At 45.6% G+C, this 17,626-nt stretch carries 18 protein-coding genes; 13 read left to right on the forward strand and 5 right to left on the reverse strand.

The window, feature by feature from the left end; genetic code table 11:
* Positions 1-3: 3 nt before the first annotated feature.
* From TY03_RS00115 to TY03_RS00125, 3 genes are all read right to left on the reverse strand, one after another.
* Positions 4-1,497, reverse strand: a complete 1,494-nt coding sequence (locus TY03_RS00115) for an oligosaccharide flippase family protein (RefSeq protein WP_042366258.1) — start codon at positions 1,495-1,497, stop codon at positions 4-6.
* A gap of 14 nt (positions 1,498-1,511) precedes the next feature.
* Positions 1,512-2,555 (reverse strand): Holliday junction branch migration DNA helicase RuvB, encoded by a 1,044-nt coding sequence (gene ruvB / locus TY03_RS00120; protein WP_042366260.1) that lies wholly within the window; start codon positions 2,553-2,555, stop codon positions 1,512-1,514.
* Between the two features lie 119 nt (positions 2,556-2,674).
* The gene (locus tag TY03_RS00125) at positions 2,675-3,379 is read right to left on the reverse strand and encodes a DNA alkylation repair protein (RefSeq protein WP_042366261.1); all 705 of its coding nucleotides are present in this window, start codon (positions 3,377-3,379) and stop codon (positions 2,675-2,677) included.
* Positions 3,380-3,496: 117 nt separating this feature from the next.
* Between TY03_RS00125 and TY03_RS00130 the strand changes: the two genes are divergently transcribed.
* The 11 genes from TY03_RS00130 (at position 3,497) to deoC (ending at position 12,560) form a co-directional block, all read left to right on the forward strand.
* The gene (locus TY03_RS00130) at positions 3,497-4,729 is read left to right on the forward strand and encodes a nucleoside recognition domain-containing protein (RefSeq protein WP_042366263.1); all 1,233 of its coding nucleotides are present in this window, start codon (positions 3,497-3,499) and stop codon (positions 4,727-4,729) included.
* A gap of 35 nt (positions 4,730-4,764) precedes the next feature.
* Entirely contained in the window at positions 4,765-5,178 is a 414-nt protein-coding gene (ybeY, locus tag TY03_RS00135) for an rRNA maturation RNase YbeY (protein ID WP_042366264.1), read from the forward strand.
* A 192-nt stretch (positions 5,179-5,370) separates the two neighbouring features.
* Entirely contained in the window at positions 5,371-5,571 is a 201-nt protein-coding gene (locus TY03_RS22755; RefSeq protein WP_052332348.1) for an ammonium transporter, read from the forward strand.
* A 40-nt stretch (positions 5,572-5,611) separates the two neighbouring features.
* Entirely contained in the window at positions 5,612-5,722 is a 111-nt protein-coding gene (locus TY03_RS22980; protein ID WP_262482493.1) for a hypothetical protein, read from the forward strand.
* A 61-nt stretch (positions 5,723-5,783) separates the two neighbouring features.
* On the forward strand, positions 5,784-6,077 hold the full coding sequence (locus tag TY03_RS22985) for an ammonium transporter (RefSeq protein WP_052332349.1): 294 nt from the start codon (positions 5,784-5,786) through the stop codon (positions 6,075-6,077).
* 364 nt (positions 6,078-6,441) lie between these two features.
* On the forward strand, positions 6,442-8,316 hold the full coding sequence (mnmG, locus tag TY03_RS00145; RefSeq protein WP_042366265.1) for a tRNA uridine-5-carboxymethylaminomethyl(34) synthesis enzyme MnmG: 1,875 nt from the start codon (positions 6,442-6,444) through the stop codon (positions 8,314-8,316).
* A 50-nt stretch (positions 8,317-8,366) separates the two neighbouring features.
* Positions 8,367-8,897 carry an adenine phosphoribosyltransferase gene (locus TY03_RS00150; RefSeq protein ID WP_148335543.1) on the forward strand — a complete coding sequence of 177 codons (531 nt, stop codon included), beginning with the start codon at positions 8,367-8,369 and terminating at the stop codon, positions 8,895-8,897.
* A 45-nt stretch (positions 8,898-8,942) separates the two neighbouring features.
* Positions 8,943-10,769 carry an excinuclease ABC subunit UvrC gene (uvrC, locus tag TY03_RS00155; RefSeq protein ID WP_042366267.1) on the forward strand — a complete coding sequence of 609 codons (1,827 nt, stop codon included), beginning with the start codon at positions 8,943-8,945 and terminating at the stop codon, positions 10,767-10,769.
* Positions 10,770-10,880: 111 nt separating this feature from the next.
* Positions 10,881-11,333: a D-aminoacyl-tRNA deacylase gene (dtd, locus tag TY03_RS00160; protein ID WP_042366269.1), complete on the forward strand. Its 453-nt coding sequence runs from the start codon at positions 10,881-10,883 to the stop codon at positions 11,331-11,333.
* Positions 11,333-11,671: a nucleotide pyrophosphohydrolase gene (locus tag TY03_RS00165; protein WP_042366271.1), complete on the forward strand. Its 339-nt coding sequence runs from the start codon at positions 11,333-11,335 to the stop codon at positions 11,669-11,671. Before dtd ends, TY03_RS00165 begins: the two co-directional genes overlap by 1 nt.
* A complete protein-coding gene (gene deoC / locus TY03_RS00170; protein WP_042366272.1) occupies positions 11,658-12,560 on the forward strand; it encodes a deoxyribose-phosphate aldolase in 903 nt (300 codons plus the stop codon). Before TY03_RS00165 ends, deoC begins: the two co-directional genes overlap by 14 nt.
* 64 nt (positions 12,561-12,624) lie before the next feature.
* Here deoC and TY03_RS00175 read toward each other — a convergent pair whose 3' ends face one another.
* Complete coding sequence (locus TY03_RS00175) at positions 12,625-13,599, reverse strand: polyprenyl synthetase family protein (RefSeq protein WP_042366274.1); 975 nt, start codon at positions 13,597-13,599, stop codon at positions 12,625-12,627.
* 85 nt (positions 13,600-13,684) lie between these two features.
* Here TY03_RS00175 and polA point away from each other — a divergent pair, with 85 nt between their 5' ends.
* Positions 13,685-16,495, forward strand: coding sequence for a DNA polymerase I (polA, locus tag TY03_RS00180; RefSeq protein WP_042366276.1), 2,811 nt, complete (start codon positions 13,685-13,687; stop codon positions 16,493-16,495).
* 273 nt (positions 16,496-16,768) lie between these two features.
* Positions 16,769-17,164 carry a DUF3836 domain-containing protein gene (locus TY03_RS00185; protein ID WP_042366278.1) on the forward strand — a complete coding sequence of 132 codons (396 nt, stop codon included), beginning with the start codon at positions 16,769-16,771 and terminating at the stop codon, positions 17,162-17,164.
* Between the two features lie 105 nt (positions 17,165-17,269).
* On the opposite strand, the gene TY03_RS00190 is transcribed toward TY03_RS00185, so the two are convergent.
* The gene (locus tag TY03_RS00190; protein WP_042366280.1) at positions 17,270-17,611 is read right to left on the reverse strand and encodes a cupin domain-containing protein; all 342 of its coding nucleotides are present in this window, start codon (positions 17,609-17,611) and stop codon (positions 17,270-17,272) included.
* Positions 17,612-17,626: the final 15 nt, after the last annotated feature.

Here is a 17,626-nt window from a genome sequence, read left to right on the forward strand (position 1 = left end):
GATTTATTTCTTGAAAAAACGTTTAACAATAGGTATTTGATTGAGTGGCAAGTCCTTTTTAACTACATAAGCGATAAACAGTACGAGCAATGCAGTTCGGAAAGCCAACCGGAGAACAACATGGTCGATAGGTAAGTAATAGCCTATCAGATAGAGCACAAGCGTGAGCAATACGTATGCTCCCATATCTTTAAGGTTATAATGAATCGGATATTTCTTCTGCCCAATCCAGTACGAGAGCAGCGTAATAACACCATAGCCTGCCACTGAGGCCCAGGCAGAAGCAATATAGCCGTAGACAGGTACTAAAAAGACATTCATCGCAACGATGATAGCGCATCCGATCAGCGAAAAATAAGCTCCCCAACGGGTTTCATCAATCAGCTTGTACCAGAAAGAAAGGTTGAAGTAAACTCCTTTTAATATCTCCGCTCCTATCACAATAGCCACCACACTCAACCCTGCCCAGTAATCGCGAGCGACCATGTATTTGAGTAAATCGAGGTAGAACATCACCGACAGAAAAGCAAGCAAAGAGAATATAAGAAAGTATTTCATCGCCGAGGCATACATACCGCGATTGTCTCCTTCGTGGTCTTTGCCGAATACAAATGGTTCATAAGCATAGCGAAAAGCCTGTGTAAACATCGCCATCACCATCGCAATCTTAGTGGCAGCGCTATAAATGCCGAGCTGCACCAGTCCCTCCTGCCTGTCAGCAAAGAGAAACGGATAAATAATCTTATCTACCGTCTGATTAAGAATGCCAACCAACCCGAAAATGAGAATGGGAAATGAGTAGACGATCATCCGCTTCATCAACGGTTTATCGATACGATAACGGAAACCATGCAGTTCGGGGATGAAACAGAACAACTGAATCACCGAAGTGATGACATTGGTCACAAAGATATAACCCACCAAGTAGTTGGGATCATAGAACCAATCGACCATACCAGGGTGGTGCAGGTGCAACCACGGACACAGCAGCAGGAAAAACAGGTTCATAGCTATGTTTATGACGATGGACAGCAGCCTGATAAAAACAAATTTAACGGGACGCTTCTTATAGCGCAGATAGGCATAAGGGATACATAAGAAAGAGTCGAGCGCAATCACAACCGCCATCATGCCGATGTATTCGGGGTGATCGCCATATTCGAGGAAGCTTGCAATGGGGTTCAGCCCCAAGAAGCAGAGTACCATAAAGAGCAGCGAAAGACCACCTACGAAAATCAACGAGTTGGCATATACCTTCATCGGCTCTTCGCCCGACTTATTGGCAAAGCGAAAGAATCCGGTTTCCATACCAAATGTAAGAAACACCATAATCAAGGCTACCCAGGCATATACGTTCGAAACAACTCCGTATCCACCCGAAGCAGCAGAGAGTACCCCCGTATAGAGAGGTACCAACAGATAGTTCAGAAACTTGCCGACAATGCTACTCAGCCCGTAAAAGGCCGTATCCTTTGCCAATGATTTTAATCCTGCCATGCTTTATTCTTCATTTATAATCCGTACTGGTCGCTAAACAGCTGTTGCTGGGTGCTGTAAAAGCTACGACCCAAATGCTGATACGCCAGCTCGGTAACCTCACGGCCACGAGGAGTGCGTTTCAGGAATCCTTCCTTAATTAAGAAAGGTTCGTATACCTCTTCGATGGTGCCGGGGTCTTCGCCCAATGCAGTAGCAATGGTGGTAAGCCCCACCGGTCCTCCTTTAAATTTATCGATGATGGTACACAGTATTTTGTTATCGACCTCATCCAACCCGTAACGGTCGATGTTCAATGCTTCGAGCGAGAATTTCGAGATATCCGTATCGATAGCCCCCGAGCCTTTGACCTGTGCAAAGTCACGCACCCGACGCAGTAACGCGTTGGCAATACGGGGAGTACCACGGCTCCTCGAAGCAATCTCTCCGGCAGCAGGGATGGAGCAAGGCACATTCAATATATTGGCCGAACGACGAATAATGCCTGCCAGCACATCGTCATCGTAATATTCAAGATGTAGATTTATACCAAAACGGGCACGCAAGGGAGCCGTCAGCAGTCCGCTACGTGTTGTAGCTCCTACCAGCGTAAAAGGGCTGAGATCTATTTGGATACTTCGCGCCGACGGACCTTTATCGATCATGATATCAATACGGTAATCTTCCATTGCCGAATAGAGATACTCCTCGACTACAGGCGAAAGACGGTGAATTTCATCGATAAACAAAACATCATTGGGCTCGAGGCTAGTCAATACACCGGCCAGGTCGCCCGGTTTATCGAGCACCGGCCCCGACGTTACCTTAAAACCTACACCCAACTCATTGGCAATGATATTAGAGAGCGTCGTTTTTCCCAAGCCGGGAGGGCCATGCAGTAACACATGATCGAGTGCTTCGCCACGCAAACGAGCAGCTTTCACAAAGATGCGAAGGTTATCGACCACCTTGTCCTGTCCGCTGAAGTCACCGAAACTAAGCGGACGTAAGGCGTTCTCAAAGTCTCGTTCTTTGGTTGTGAGTTGATGCTCGCGTATATCAAAATCTTCTTGTTCCATAGGGTGTGTATAGTAATGAGTGACAAAGATAAAGATTTCACCACAGAGTAGCACAGCCTTTCGCAGAGTTTTCTTCAGAAGCCAAAGAAAAACGCCGCACACCTATACTGCTAAATCAATTATCGTTTCATGAAGTACGCTCGTTCCTCCGGACTAAACTTTTCAATCGAATAGCGAAGCATGGTGCGAGGCATCTGTTTGCTCCATTTCTCGAGAAACTGAACCAGTAAATCTGGATCACGCTTGCCCATTTCGCGTAGCATCCACCCAATGGCCTTTTGCATCAGGTCGTGCGGATGATGAAGCAGTAACTCCGACAAGCGGAGGATATCGATAAAGTCGCGGTTCCGAATCAAGGTAATGGTCGATACGACGGCAATGCGTTGTTCCCAAAGCAGGGGGCTAGCAGCCAGTCGATAGAGTTCCTTGCGGGGTTTGTCCAACAGATATTCACCAACAATGGCAGGGGCAGACAGGTCGACCAAGTCCCAATTATTAACACGTGCCGTTTGCGACAGATAAAACTCATAAAGCTCCTTCCGCATCGGCTCGTCCGACTTCTTGAACCGTTCGACCAATATCAACAACGCACATAACCGACACTCGTGCCATTCGCTCCGAAGGAGTTCGGCTACTACTCCGAACGGCACCTCGCGATGCTTTCGGGCTACAAGCCTTGTGTTGGGAACTACCACGCCGAGAAACCGATCTCCCTCACCATATTGCCCTTTGCCTGTTTTAAAGAAGCGGGGCAAGTATTCGCGCTTTATGGGGTCGATGTAAGTCTCCAGCTCTTGCCGGATGACTGTTGCATTTGTTTCCATCTTCTATTTTCCTTATTTTTAGGATGTATACTTTATACAATGCCCAAAAATAAGGAAAAAAGGAATGCAATTATGGAAAGTTATAACTAATTTTGCACATAATATAGCAGGTAAACTATGGTTTTAAATTACATTTGGGTAGCATTTTTCGTTATTGCCTTTCTGGTAGCTTTGGGTAAACTCCTGTTCACCGGAGATACACAGATATTTACAGCGATCATGAACTCCACGTTCGACTCTTCGAAAATAGCTTTCGAAATATCTCTGGGGCTTACCGGAGTGCTTTCGTTGTGGCTGGGGGTGATGAAGATAGGCGAAAACAGTGGGCTAATCAATGCCCTCTCGCGCTTCCTGAGTCCGGTATTCTGCAAACTCTTTCCCGACATCCCCAAAGGACATCCGGTAATGGGGTCTATCTTCATGAACATGGCTGCCAATATGCTAGGACTCGACAATGCTGCTACCCCGATGGGACTCAAGGCGATGAAAGAGCTGCAAGAGCTCAATCCCCGCAAAGATACTGCTTCGAACCCGATGATTATGTTCCTGGTAATCAACACCTCGGGATTGATTCTCATCCCGATCTCCATCATGGTATACCGGGCACAGATGGGTGCTGCACAACCTACCGATGTATTCATCCCCATCCTCATGAGCACATTTATCTCTACGTTGGTGGGGGTTATCACGGTGAGCATCTCGCAACGCATCAACCTGCTGAACAAAGCGATTCTTACGTTAGCAGGCTTTCTGGCGCTCTTCTTCGGTGGGCTGACTTATCTGTTTACCGTGCTTTCGCGCGAAGAGATGGGCACCTACTCCACCCTTATTGCCAATATAATTCTATTTGGCGTCATCCTGCTGTTCATCCTCACAGGTGTACGCAAGAAGATCAACGTCTACGACTCGTTTGTAGAGGGAGCCAAAGAGGGCTTCACCACAGCTGTTCGCATCATTCCCTATCTGGTTGCTTTCTTGGTCGGTATCGCTGTGTTCCGCACTTCGGGCGCCATGGACATCTTGGTAGGCGGTATTGGCTCATTGGTCGCTCTTTGCGGTATAGATACGAGTTTTGTAGGGGCACTGCCCACTGCCCTAATGAAGTCGCTCAGTGGTAGTGGTGCCAACGGACTGATGATTGACACGATGAAAGAGGCAGGTGCCGACTCGTTCGTGGGGCGTGTGAGCTGTGTGGTACGAGGAGCGTCCGATACGACGTTCTACATCCTGGCCGTTTATTTCGGTAGCGTGGGCATCACCAAAACGCGCAATGCCGTTACCTGCGGATTGATATCCGACTTTGCCGGTATCATTGCCGCCATCTTTATCAGTTACTTATTTTTCTTTTAATTAGTTACTTTTTCTCATAAAAATAGATTCGAACTATGGCTATTACTTATCAAACCGACGGCATCAAAATGCCTGCAATCAAGAAACGCGAAACCAGCGAATGGATCAAGGCAGTGGCTGCCACGTACGGAAAACGAATTGGCGAGATCGCCTATATATTCTGCTCGGACGAGAAAATTCTCGAGGTAAACCGCCAGTACCTGCAACACGATTACTATACGGACATCATTACATTCGACTATTGCGAGGGCGACCGTCTGGCAGGCGACCTTTTCATCAGTCTTGAAACCGTAGCGACCAACGCCGAACAGTTCGGGGCTTCGTACGAACAGGAGCTAAACCGCACCATCATACACGGTATACTTCATCTTTGTGGCATCAACGACAAAGGACCGGGCGAACGAGAAATCATGGAAGCAGCCGAAGACAAGGCATTGGGCATGCGATAATTAGTCAAATAAACCAGTTAGAGTCATTATGCCACTCTTTTTCATAAATCAAAATCAAAAAGATAGCATAAAAATACTTTCATCTCAAATTAACTTATATATTTATATAATAATTACTAAAAGGTATTACTTGTGTGTAAATTATAACTTCTTAAAAGTAATAGGTATTGTTTCACTAATAAAAAGATAAAAATGAAAAAGAGATGGATTATTATGATGGCTATCATTGTCATCATTAGTTTGATTGGCGTTTTTACACCCGAAACAAGCGAATTATGGGTAGCAGATGAAAAGATGAATGCCGCTAACGTGGCATGGATGATCACTACAACAATCTTTGTTTTAATGATGACACCTAGGCTCTCCTTTTTTATGGGGGGGGATGGGTGGTAAAAAGAATGTAATTTAGATCCTCTTACAACGTTTTTTAACAATGGGAATCATCAGTGTTCTTTGGATCGTTTTCGGATTCAGCCTAGCCTTTGGCGACGATATCGGTAGCTTCATAAGCAACTCACTTACCTTTTCATGTTTAACAACGTAGGTGCCAAGGTAGATGATTTCCTGACCCCTACGATTCCACCGACACTGTATACGCTTTTCAGATGAAGTTTGCCATTATCACCCCTTCGCTTATTACCGACTCCCTTTCCGAACATGTACGCTTCTCAGCCTATATGGTCTTTATGATTTTGTTTTGCATCTTTGTTTATTGTCCATTGGCACATTGTACATGGCATCCCGATGGATTTCTTCGCCAACTGGGAGTAGTAGATTTTGCCGGAGGTATTGTCGTGCATGCTTCCTCGGGAATAGCGGCTCTTGCAGGCGCCTTATTTCTAAGGAAACGGAAAGTTCAATCAACGTCTCCAGCTAATATTCCTTTCGTCATTCATTAAAACTCTCTTTAAAGGGAAACCGCTCAACTATTGACTCCAGCGATCCGATATTCTATCTTTGGGAAAAAACTATCAAAAGAGAGTCGGAATGAAATAAATAGAAGAAGCAGAAAAACGAATAATACAGCTCAACTATTGAGACAAAGCCAAGGCCAAACAGTAATAAAGTGGAATGTAACTCATAAAGTATATTTCCTAGCTCTCCATAGATACGATAATCACTTCTGCAAATTAACCTAAAGACTAAAATTATCACACATTTACATTCTTCCCTATCAGTTAACCCTTTTCATAGTACCATATCTGATGCTAAGTCTCAACTTTTTCGTAACTTTGCACGGTTTGAAACGTAAACGTTGAGTAAATGGATTTTAAATACGATGTAATAGTTATAGGTGCCGGGCATGCAGGTTGCGAGGCTGCTACGGCAGCAGCCAACTTAGGCTCTAAAACTTGTCTTATCACTATGGATATGAACAAGGTGGGGCAGATGAGTTGCAACCCCGCAGTAGGCGGAATAGCCAAAGGGCAGATTGTTCGAGAGATTGACGCATTGGGCGGACAGATGGGATTGATTACAGACCAAACAGCCATCCAGTTCAGACTATTGAACCGCTCCAAAGGACCTGCCATGTGGAGCCCGCGTGCACAGTGCGACCGCAACAAGTTTAGTTGGGCTTGGCGCGAGATACTCGAAAATACACCCAACTTACACATTTGGCAAGATACGGTCAAAGAAATTATCGTTGAAAACGGCGAGATTGTAGGATTGAAAACTTGGTGGGAGGTTACCTTCCACGCCAAATGCGTGGTCTTAACAGCAGGCACTTTCCTCAACGGTTTGATGCACGTAGGTAAAACCATGCTGCCCGGTGGACGAATGGCCGAGCCAGCATCGTATCAGCTAACCGAGTCAATCGCAGCGCAAGGCATCACCTACGGACGAATGAAGACGGGAACTCCCGTACGTATCGACGGCCGAAGCGTACATTATGAGTTCATGGATACGCAGGATGGCGAAGCGGACTTCCATAAGTTCTCGTTCATGGATACCAGCGTGCGCCACCTCAAGCAGTTGCAATGCTGGACGTGCTATACCAACGAAGAGTCCCACGATATCTTGCGCAAAGGACTAGCCGATTCGCCCCTGTTCAACGGACAAATCCAGAGCATAGGGCCGCGCTATTGCCCAAGCATAGAAACCAAGATCGTCACCTTCCCCGATAAAGAGCAACACCAACTATTCTTAGAGCCCGAAGGCGAAACGACACAAGAGTTGTACCTGAACGGCTTCTCTTCATCCCTACCGATGGACGTACAGATGGCAGCACTTAAGAAGATTCCCGCCTTCAAAGACCTCGTTATCTATCGCCCGGGATATGCCATCGAATACGACTTCTTTGATCCCACTCAGTTGAAGCATACGTTGGAAACGAAGAAAATTAAAAACCTCTTCTTCGCCGGGCAGGTAAACGGAACCACCGGATACGAAGAGGCAGCCGGACAAGGACTGATTGCGGGCATCAATGCACACATTAACTGCCACGGAGGCGAACCTTTTACACTGGCGCGAGACGAAGCGTATATCGGCGTATTAATCGACGACCTTGTAACCAAAGGAGTAGACGAACCCTACCGTATGTTTACCTCGCGTGCCGAGTATCGCATCCTATTACGTATGGACGATGCAGATATGCGTCTCACCGAACGGGGGTATCAGATGGGATTGGTCACCAAGGAGCGTTACGAGCTATTGAAGCGCAAGCGCGAGGAGGTAGAACGTATTATTGAGTTCACCCGGAACTATTCGATAAAAGCGGTATTAATTAACGATGCACTCGAAACGCTGGGAACAACTCCCCTACGCCATGGCTGCAAATTGATCGACTTAATCAACCGCCCGCAATTGAGTATCGAGTCTATGGCCGAGCACATACCGGCATTGAAACGCGAGCTTGATCAAATAGAAGACCGCAAGGAAGAGATTATCGAAGCTGCCGAAATACAGATCAAATACCAAGGCTATATCGAACGCGAACGAATCATTGCCGACAAGTTGGCGCGACTGGAAAGCATCAAGATTAAAGGCCGCTTTGATTACGACTCGCTGCAATCCTTATCGACCGAAGCCAGACAGAAGCTAATAAAGATAGACCCCGAGACCATTGCACAAGCAAGCAGAATTCCCGGTGTCTCTCCGAGCGACATCAACGTGCTGCTCGTGCTTTCGGGCCGATAGCACACAACGTTTCACGTGAAACAAAGCATTTAAGAAAACGAAATAAATAAATGATTATGAGCAAAGAAACGCTTATTAAAAGCATTCGGGAAATACCCGACTTCCCTATTCCGGGCATCCTCTTCTATGACGTCACTACCCTCTTTAAAGACGCCGCTTGTTTGCGCGAGCTTTCGGATGTGATGTACGAGATGTACAAAGACAGGGGTATTACCAAAGTAGTCGGTATCGAATCGCGCGGGTTCATTATGGGACCTGTTCTGGCAACCCGACTTAATGCAGGTTTTGTAACCATACGCAAACCGGGCAAGCTTCCGGCAGAGACCATACAGCAGACCTACAACAAAGAGTATGGAACGGACACCGTAGAGATTCACAAAGATGCACTCGACGAGAACGACATCGTACTGCTGCACGATGACCTGCTCGCTACCGGAGGAACAATGAAAGCTGCTTGCGAACTAGTGAAGAAGCTAAAGCCCAAGAAGGTTTATGTAAACTTTATCATAGAACTAAAAGACCTCGATGGCAAGTCGGTATTTGGCGATGATGTAGAGGTAGAATCTGTATTGACTTTATAAATAAATTCCTATATTTGCAGGGCGTAGTTACTACGCCCTTTTTTTATGGATGCAACTCAGGAACTAAAAACCAGCGAATACCTCAAAGGGATTGTGACGAACCTTCCCGAAGGACCGGGCATTTACCAATACTTAAATGCCGAGGGAGTGATTATATATGTAGGCAAGGCAAAAAACCTCAAACGCAGGGTGTATTCCTACTTCAGCAAAGAGCACGAACCGGGGAAGACGCGTGTACTCGTGAGTAAGATTGCCGATATACGCTACATCGTAGTCAACTCAGAAGAAGATGCATTGCTGCTCGAAAACAATCTAATCAAGAAATACAAACCTCGCTATAACGTGCTGCTCAAAGACGACAAAACCTATCCGTCTATCTGCGTTCAAAACGAGTATTTTCCACGTATATTCAAAACGAGGCGCATCATTCGCAATGGTTCCTCCTACTTCGGCCCTTACAGCCATGCACCTTCGATGAATGCGGTGCTCGACCTCATCAAGCACCTGTATCCGCTACGCACCTGCCACTTGAACCTATCGCCCGAAAACATCCGTTCGGGCAAGTTTAATGTATGCCTCGAGTACCATATCAAGAACTGCGCAGGGCCTTGCATCGGCTTGCAGTCGCACGAAGAGTACCTAAAGAATATCGGTGAAATCAAGGAAATTCTCAAAGGGAACACACAAGACATCAGTCGCGAGCTGTTGCAGCAAATGCAACAACTGGCATCAGAGATGAGGTTTGAAGAGGCACAAAAGATTAAAGAAAAATACGCATTAATCGAGGCATATCGTGCCAAATCGGAGGTGGTAAGTTCAATACTCCACAACATCGATGTCTTTTCAATCGAAGAAGACGAGGGTAACTCGGCTTTCATCAACTACCTCCACATCGCCAATGGTGCCATCAATCAGGCATTCACTTTCGAATATAAGAAGAAGCTGAACGAAAGCAAAGAAGAGCTGCTAACGCTAGGCATTATCGAAATGCGGGAACGGTATAAAAGCCTATCACGCGAGATCATCGTTCCGTTCGAACTGGAAATAGAGCTCAATAACGTCGTTTTCACCGTACCGCAACGAGGTGATAAGAAGAAGCTCCTAGAGCTGTCGCAACTCAACGTGAAGCAGTACAAAGCCGACCGGCTGAAACAAGCCGAAAAGCTCAATCCCGAGCAACGGAGCATCCGGTTGATGAAAGAGATTCAGAACGAACTCCGCCTAAGCAAGCTCCCCATGCAGATAGAGTGCTTCGATAACTCAAACATTCAGGGAAGCGACGCCGTAGCCGCCTGTGTGGTATTCAAGAAAGCCAAACCGTCGAAACAGGACTATCGCAAATACAACATCAAGACGGTGGTAGGCCCCGACGACTACGCTTCGATGAGAGAAGTCGTAAAAAGGCGTTATCAGCGCGTTATTGAAGAAAATGGCACCCTACCCGACCTCATCATTACCGACGGAGGGAAAGGGCAAATGGAGGCCGTAAGACAGGTTATGGAAGAGCTACAACTAAGCATCCCTATTGCCGGTCTTGCCAAGGATAAAAAACACCGCACTTCCGAGCTTCTTTTCGGCTTTCCACCACAAACCATCGGGCTCAAAGTAGGCAGCCCCCTATTCAAACTACTCGAACAGATACAAGATGAGGTACACCGCTTTGCCATTACTTTTCACCGTGATAAGCGCAGCAAACGGCAAGTGGCTTCTGCACTCGACGAGATCAAAGGAATTGGAGAGAAGACAAAAACCACCCTGCTGAAAGAGTTTAAAAGCGTCAAACGAATCAAAGAGGCTACACTCGAAGAGCTGACAGCCGTCATCGGCACAGCCAAAGCCCAAATAGTAAAAGACGGCCTCGGGGCAACATAGCGGTACATATCCCTCGCTTGCCTTTTACTAAAAAAGGAAAAAACTCGATCATAGTATGCACTACTCTGTGGTGAATTTCGTAGCTTTGCATTTCATAATCACCTAAACAAAATGAGAGTAGTAATTCAACGTGTGAGCCACGCTTCGGTCACCATCAACGGTCAGTGCAAATCGGCCATTGCCTCGGGCATGCTAATACTTGTAGGCATCGAAGAGTCCGATAGTACAGAGGATATCGAATGGCTCTGCAAGAAGATTGTCAATCTTCGGATCTTCGACGATGAAGAGGGAGTTATGAACAAATCGATCCTCGATACTCATGGAGAAATACTGGTGATCAGCCAGTTTACCTTACACGCCTCCACTAAGAAAGGAAACCGTCCTTCGTATATCAAAGCAGCCAAACCAACCCAGTCTATCCCCCTTTACGAGCAATTCTGCAGAGAGTTGGCCATCGCTTTGGGCAAAGAGATCGGTACAGGAGAATTTGGAGCCGATATGCAAGTGGAATTGCTTAACGATGGCCCGGTAACCATCTGTATGGACACTAAAAACAAAGAATGATGACATTGGAAGAAGCCCAGCAACAGGTTGACGCCTGGATTAAGAAGTATGGCGTGCGCTATTTTAGCGAACTAACCAATATGGCAATTCTCACCGAAGAAGTTGGCGAGTTAGCCCGGGTGATGTCGCGCAAATATGGCGATCAATCCTTTAAGGAGGGCGAAAAAGACAACATTGCCGACGAACTGACAGACGTGTTTTGGGTATTGCTCTGCCTTGCCAACCAAACAGGCGTTAATCTGACGGAAGCCTTTGCACGCAACCTCGAAAAGAAAACCCAGAGAGATAATCAAAGACATATAAACAACCCCAAATTGAGTGAACATGGAAAAGAATGACACCAATCAAGACAAGTACATAGCCACATTGGCCAAGTACAACACCGAGCTGAACGACACCGAGGTGCAGGCTCAGGTAGCCACTCTTATCGAAAAGAGAGTGCCGGAAAACAACACTGAAGAGGTGAAAAAATTCCTTTTCAACTGTATTGATTTAACCACGCTAAACAGCACTGATAGCGATGAAAGCGTGATGCGCTTCACCGAAAAGGTGAATAAGTTCGATGCCGAGTTCCCCGATTTAAAGAACGTGGCAGCCATCTGTGTATATCCTAATTTTGCCGAGGTTGTCAGAGACACTTTAGAGGTAGAGAGCGTTAAGATTGCCTGTGTAGCCGCCGGTTTCCCCTCTTCGCAGACGTTTATCGAGGTGAAAATAGCCGAAACAGCCATGGCATTGATGGAAGGTGCCGACGAAATAGACATCGTTATCTCTATCGGTAAGTTCTTAAGCGGAGACTATGAAACGATGTGCGACGAAATTCAGGAGCTGAAAGAGACCTGCAAGGACAACCACCTCAAAGTAATTCTCGAAACAGGTGCTTTACAGACTGCTGCCAACATTAAAAAGGCCTCTATCCTATCCATGTATGCAGGAGCCGATTTCATTAAAACATCAACCGGCAAACAGCAACCTGCCGCCACTCCCGAGGCCGCTTATGTAATGTGTCAAGCCATTAAAGAGTATTATGACCAAACAGGCCGTAAGATTGGTTTCAAGCCTGCCGGTGGCATCAACACAGTAAACGATGCAATGATTTACTACACAATCGTAAAGGAAATACTGGGCGAAGAGTGGCTAAACAACGAGCTGTTCCGTTTGGGTACCAGCCGTCTGGCCAACCTACTATTGTCTGAAATTAAAGGCGAAGAGATTAAGTTTTTCTAAGCTAACAGCCATAAAGAATTCGGGGCTAACAGAATGTATCAACATCTCCTGTTAGCCCCGAATTTTATTTCTTTCTTTCTACCACATAATCAAGATATACCTCGAGCGAGGTTCTTATCTGGGAGGGTGCAAAGGAGTAAAGTATAGCTAATGCTTTTTCTTTGTATTCATCCATCACATCAAAAGCATAATCAATCCCACCGTTTGCCTTAGTAAACTCCACCAGTCGGGCAATCTCCTCGGGTGTTGCCGAACCACGCTTCACGTTGCCTGCAATCTCTTTCACCCAACCTTCGTCGGTCTTGTTCAGCACATGCAATACGGGCAAGGTAAGCTTACCTTCGAGCATATCATTCCCTGTCGGTTTACCAATGTCCGCATCTTCAAAATAATCAAAAATATCGTCTTTCACCTGAAAGCAAATACCGATATATTCGCCAAACAAACGTGCCGATTCAACCTTTTCATCGTCTACGCCGACCGATAATGCACCGACTTTGGTGCAGGCAGCAAACAGAGCAGCAGTCTTTTTGCGAATAACATCAAAATATACAGATTCGGAGAATTTAGGATTGGAAACATTCGAGAGTTGCAGTATCTCCCCTTCAGCTAAGTCTTGTCCTAAGCAAGCAATCACATTAATGATTCCATGGCTCATCGTTTGCCCGGCAGCTACCAAGCTGGTAGCCAGCAGAAAGTCGCCTACCAACACAGAAACTTTATTATTGAATATAGCATTGACCGATAGCTGTCCCCTACGTTCGGTACTCTCATCGACCACATCGTCGTGTACCAAACTGGCAGTGTGCAGTAATTCGAGCGAAACAGCTGCATGAAGCGTCTCCGGATGAACCTCACCATACAAGCGGGAAACCAGCAAGACCAAAATAGGACGCATCATCTTACCATTCCTTTGCCGAATGTGATCGATCACATTATTCAGCAAAAGATTCGAACTAGACAGTGAACTATTAAAAAGTTTTCTGAAATCATCTAGCTCTGCAGCAATTGGGGATTTTATGAGTGACAAGCAGTCCATCGAAACTCTATTTGACCACAAAAGTAATAATAAAACGGTTAATACGGTATTTTTTTGTACTTTTACCATGAAAAAATAAAGAAATATGGACCAAAACAGCAAACTTTTTCTTTTAGATGCCTATGCGCTCATCTATAGGGCCTATTATGCCTTCATCAAAAACCCGCGAGTGAACTCGAAGGGGTTCAATACTTCGGCCGTTCTAGGCTTTGTCAATACGCTCGAGGAGGTACTTAAAAAAGAAAACCCGACGCATATCGGAGTCGCTTTCGACCCTTCAGGTCCCACCTTTCGCCACGAAGCTTATGAACAGTATAAAGCGCAACGCGAAGAAACCCCCGAAGCGATTCGCTTGTCCGTACCCATTATAAAAGATATCATCCGCGCTTACCGCATCCCTATTCTAGAGGTAGCGGGATTTGAAGCCGACGACGTAATCGGCACGTTAGCTACCGAAGCCGGTTTGCAAGGTATCAACACCTTCATGATGACACCCGACAAGGACTACGGACAATTGGTAACCGACCGCGTTTTTATGTATCGCCCTAAATATGGCGATAAGGAGTTCGAGGTAATGGGCGTGGAGCAAGTAAAAGCGAAGTTTGACATCCAATCGCCGGCACAAGTCATCGATATGCTCGGATTGATGGGTGATGCTTCTGATAATATCCCCGGTTGCCCCGGTGTGGGAGAGAAAACAGCACAAAAGCTCGTTGCCGAATTCGGAAGCATCGAAAACCTGTTGGAGCACACCGATCAATTAAAAGGAGCCTTGAAAACGAAAGTGGAGACAAATCGCGAAATGATTATCTTCTCGAAATTCTTGGCAACCATCAAAACAGATGTTCCCATCAAGCTCGACATGGATGCACTTGTTCGCGAGCAAGCTGACGAAGAAACGCTTCGAAAGATTTTTGATGAAATGGAGTTTCGTGCATTAGCCGAACGAATTTTCAAAAAAGAGAGCCAACCTCTCCCCTCCTCTACAGCCGGTCCGCTATTTGCACAACCGAGTGGTCCCATCCAAGGCGATTTGTTTGCAGAAATTCCGACCAACGGACAGGAAGATGATAAAAATTCAACTCTACAGACGCTAGAATCCATACCATACAACTATCAACTAATTGATACACAAGATAAAAGAAGCGAAATTATTCAAATATTACTTACATCCGAAATTCTTGCGTTAGATACGGAAACAACCGGAGTCGATCCGATGGATGCCGAGTTGGTAGGAATGAGCTTTTCAATAGCCGAAAATCAAGCATTCTATGTGCCGGTACCTGCCAATCACGAAGAAGCCTTAAAAATTGTAAATGAGTTCCGACCATTGTTTGAAAATGAACGTTCCCTGAAAGTCGGCCAAAATATCAAATACGATTTGCTCATTCTCCAAAACATGGGCATCGAAGTAAAAGGCAAACTGTTCGACACGATGGTGGCGCATTACGTTCTTCAACCCGAACTGCGACACAACATGGATTATCTGGCCGAGATCTATCTCCGCTATCAGACCATTCATATTGAAGAGTTGCTAGGCCCCAAAGGAAAAAATCAAAAGAACATGCGCGACCTTGCTCCGACAGATGTATATCTGTACGCGTGCGAAGATGCCGACGTCACTCTAAAGCTAAAGAACATCCTCGAAGAAGAATTGAAGTTGCACGGAGCCGAACGCTTGTTCTATGACATAGAGATGCCCTTGATTCCCGTACTGGCTCATATCGAAAGCAACGGTATGCTGCTCGACACGGAGGCACTCAAGCAATCGTCCAACCACTTTACAGCCCAACTGGCTCTTATCGAGCAGGAAATCTATGCATTGGCGGGCGAGGAGTTCAACATCGCCTCTCCCAAACAGGTAGGCGAAGTATTGTTCGACAAGCTTAAGATTGCAGATAAGGCTAAGAAAACAAAGACAGGACAATATGTTACTTCCGAAGAGGTGCTCGAAAGCATGCGCCATAAGCACGAAATTGTAGAGAAGATCCTCGAACATCGCGGTTTGAAGAAGCTATTGGGCACGTACATCGATGCACTGCCGTTGCTAATCAATCCGCGCACCGGCCGCGTACATACATCGTTCAATCAAACAGTCACCTCGACAGGACGATTGAGTTCGAGCAACCCCAATCTGCAAAACATTCCTATCCGAGATGAGAACGGAAAAGAGATACGAAAAGCCTTTATCCCCGACGAAGGTTGCCTCTTCTTCTCGGCCGACTATTCGCAGATAGAGTTACGCATCATGGCCCATTTAAGCGAAGACAAGAACATGATCGACGCCTTCCTTAGCGGATACGATATCCATGCAGCAACCGCAGCCAAAATCTATAAAATAGGGCTGGATGAGGTCAATGCCGATATGCGTCGCAAAGCCAAAACGGCCAACTTCGGAATCATCTACGGCATCTCTATCTTCGGGTTGGCAGAGCGAATGAACGTAGACCGAAAAGAGGCAAAAGAGCTTATCGACGGCTATTTCGAAACCTATCCGCAGGTAAAGACCTATATGGACAAAAGCATTGAAGTTGCGCGCGAAAAAGGATATGTTGAGACGATCTTCCACCGCAAACGCTTCCTGCCCGATATCAATTCGAGAAATGCCGTTGTACGTGGCTATGCCGAACGAAATGCCATCAATGCTCCCATTCAAGGTAGCGCAGCCGATATCATCAAGGTAGCCATGATTCGCATTTATGAGCGGTTCCGGCGCGAGAACATCCAAGCCAAGATGATCCTTCAGGTGCACGATGAACTCAACTTCAGTGTGCCGCTCCATGAGCAAGAACAAGTAGAGCATATTGTCATCACTGAGATGGAAAACGCCTACCGCATGCACGTACCTTTGAAGGCCGATTGTGGCTGGGGAAAGAACTGGCTTGAAGCACATTAAGCCGATAACTTTATTTAACTATCCATACAAAAAGCCAGCAAAGCAGCAGGTTCATATACAACTTGCTTATAACTATATCCGACAGCCCTCCTGTCGGATATTTTTTTGCGATATACATTGCCATAATGAAAGCCAAACAACCATGCCTCTACTTACATTATGATAATATTTAATACGAATAATACATTTATATCCAATTAATATGTAAATTTGCGCCCGATTAGAAGAGCCATCACTTGACAAATGATAATTTAAACCTAAAAACATAAAATCATGAAAGCAAAAGCATTTTTAAAAGGAGCAGCATTATTGGTTGTTTTACTAGTAAGCTGTTTGTCCGTTCAGGCTCGTAGCTATGACGGTAATTTAATTTACAATTCGGAAGAGAAAGACGGTGTAATGGTTGGACAAACTGTTTACAAAATGGACAATGGATCTCTTGCCAATTACATGAAGTACAACTATGCGTATGATGCCGATCAACGCATGATTGAAAGCGAAACGTTGAAATGGAGCAGTACGAACAATCAATGGGAAAACGACCTTCGTATCACCTACGCATACTCCGGAAAAAGTATCACGACCAATTACTATAAATGGAATAAAAAAACTCATACGTATGTTCTAGTGCCAGAGATGACTGCAACCATGGATAATCCCAATCTGTAACACATCTCTTGTCTCTTAAAGAGCATCTACTTTACTACACTAACAACCAGAAGGGTCTTACTTCCATCCGTGAAGTAAGACCCTTTCTGTATGCTTTTCCAGCTGCTATTCAATAACTTTAAGTACCCTGCCAACACTGTCTTCCTTGCTTAAAGACAAGCGTACGATACTTTGCGTTAAGGCTAATAGATCGTGTGGAGTCTTCGGATCAAGTGCAATCATATCGCCCTCGTTTAATAGGTGTTTTGCTGCGCCTACGCCAAACTCGATTGACCCTTTTAAGATTTGAACCGTTATAGGAAAATCGGTCTGATGTTCGCGCATGCTTTGTCCTTCCTTAAAAAGGATTCTGATTTCCTTGCTGCACTGCGTTTCCATCATAACCTTTACGGCCACATGCTGATCGTTATAGATCAGTTCTTTGAAAAATTCTACTTTTTGTGTCATACTACTATCTGTTAT

The organism is Bacteroides neonati, from assembly GCF_000499785.1.
In the GTDB taxonomy this organism is placed as follows: Bacteria; Bacteroidota; Bacteroidia; order Bacteroidales; family Bacteroidaceae; genus Bacteroides; species Bacteroides neonati.

Excerpts from the sequence above, each read along its gene's own strand:
- TY03_RS00115 (WP_042366258.1), bottom strand. The coding sequence starts at position 1,497 with ATGGCAGGATTAAAATCATTGGCAAAGGATACGGCCTTTTACGGGCTG.
- ruvB (WP_042366260.1), bottom strand. The coding sequence starts at position 2,555 with ATGGAACAAGAAGATTTTGATATACGCGAGCATCAACTCACAACCAAA.
- TY03_RS00125 (WP_042366261.1), bottom strand. The coding sequence starts at position 3,379 with ATGGAAACAAATGCAACAGTCATCCGGCAAGAGCTGGAGACTTACATC.
- TY03_RS00130 (WP_042366263.1), top strand. The coding sequence starts at position 3,497 with ATGGTTTTAAATTACATTTGGGTAGCATTTTTCGTTATTGCCTTTCTG.
- ybeY (WP_042366264.1), top strand. The coding sequence starts at position 4,765 with ATGGCTATTACTTATCAAACCGACGGCATCAAAATGCCTGCAATCAAG.
- TY03_RS22755 (WP_052332348.1), top strand. The coding sequence starts at position 5,371 with ATGAAAAAGAGATGGATTATTATGATGGCTATCATTGTCATCATTAGT.
- TY03_RS22980 (WP_262482493.1), top strand. The coding sequence starts at position 5,612 with ATGGGAATCATCAGTGTTCTTTGGATCGTTTTCGGATTCAGCCTAGCC.
- TY03_RS22985 (WP_052332349.1), top strand. The coding sequence starts at position 5,784 with ATGAAGTTTGCCATTATCACCCCTTCGCTTATTACCGACTCCCTTTCC.
- mnmG (WP_042366265.1), top strand. The coding sequence starts at position 6,442 with ATGGATTTTAAATACGATGTAATAGTTATAGGTGCCGGGCATGCAGGT.
- TY03_RS00150 (WP_148335543.1), top strand. The coding sequence starts at position 8,367 with ATGATTATGAGCAAAGAAACGCTTATTAAAAGCATTCGGGAAATACCC.
- uvrC (WP_042366267.1), top strand. The coding sequence starts at position 8,943 with ATGGATGCAACTCAGGAACTAAAAACCAGCGAATACCTCAAAGGGATT.
- dtd (WP_042366269.1), top strand. The coding sequence starts at position 10,881 with ATGAGAGTAGTAATTCAACGTGTGAGCCACGCTTCGGTCACCATCAAC.
- TY03_RS00165 (WP_042366271.1), top strand. The coding sequence starts at position 11,333 with ATGACATTGGAAGAAGCCCAGCAACAGGTTGACGCCTGGATTAAGAAG.
- deoC (WP_042366272.1), top strand. The coding sequence starts at position 11,658 with ATGGAAAAGAATGACACCAATCAAGACAAGTACATAGCCACATTGGCC.
- TY03_RS00175 (WP_042366274.1), bottom strand. The coding sequence starts at position 13,599 with ATGGACTGCTTGTCACTCATAAAATCCCCAATTGCTGCAGAGCTAGAT.
- polA (WP_042366276.1), top strand. The coding sequence starts at position 13,685 with ATGGACCAAAACAGCAAACTTTTTCTTTTAGATGCCTATGCGCTCATC.
- TY03_RS00185 (WP_042366278.1), top strand. The coding sequence starts at position 16,769 with ATGAAAGCAAAAGCATTTTTAAAAGGAGCAGCATTATTGGTTGTTTTA.
- TY03_RS00190 (WP_042366280.1), bottom strand. The coding sequence starts at position 17,611 with ATGACACAAAAAGTAGAATTTTTCAAAGAACTGATCTATAACGATCAG.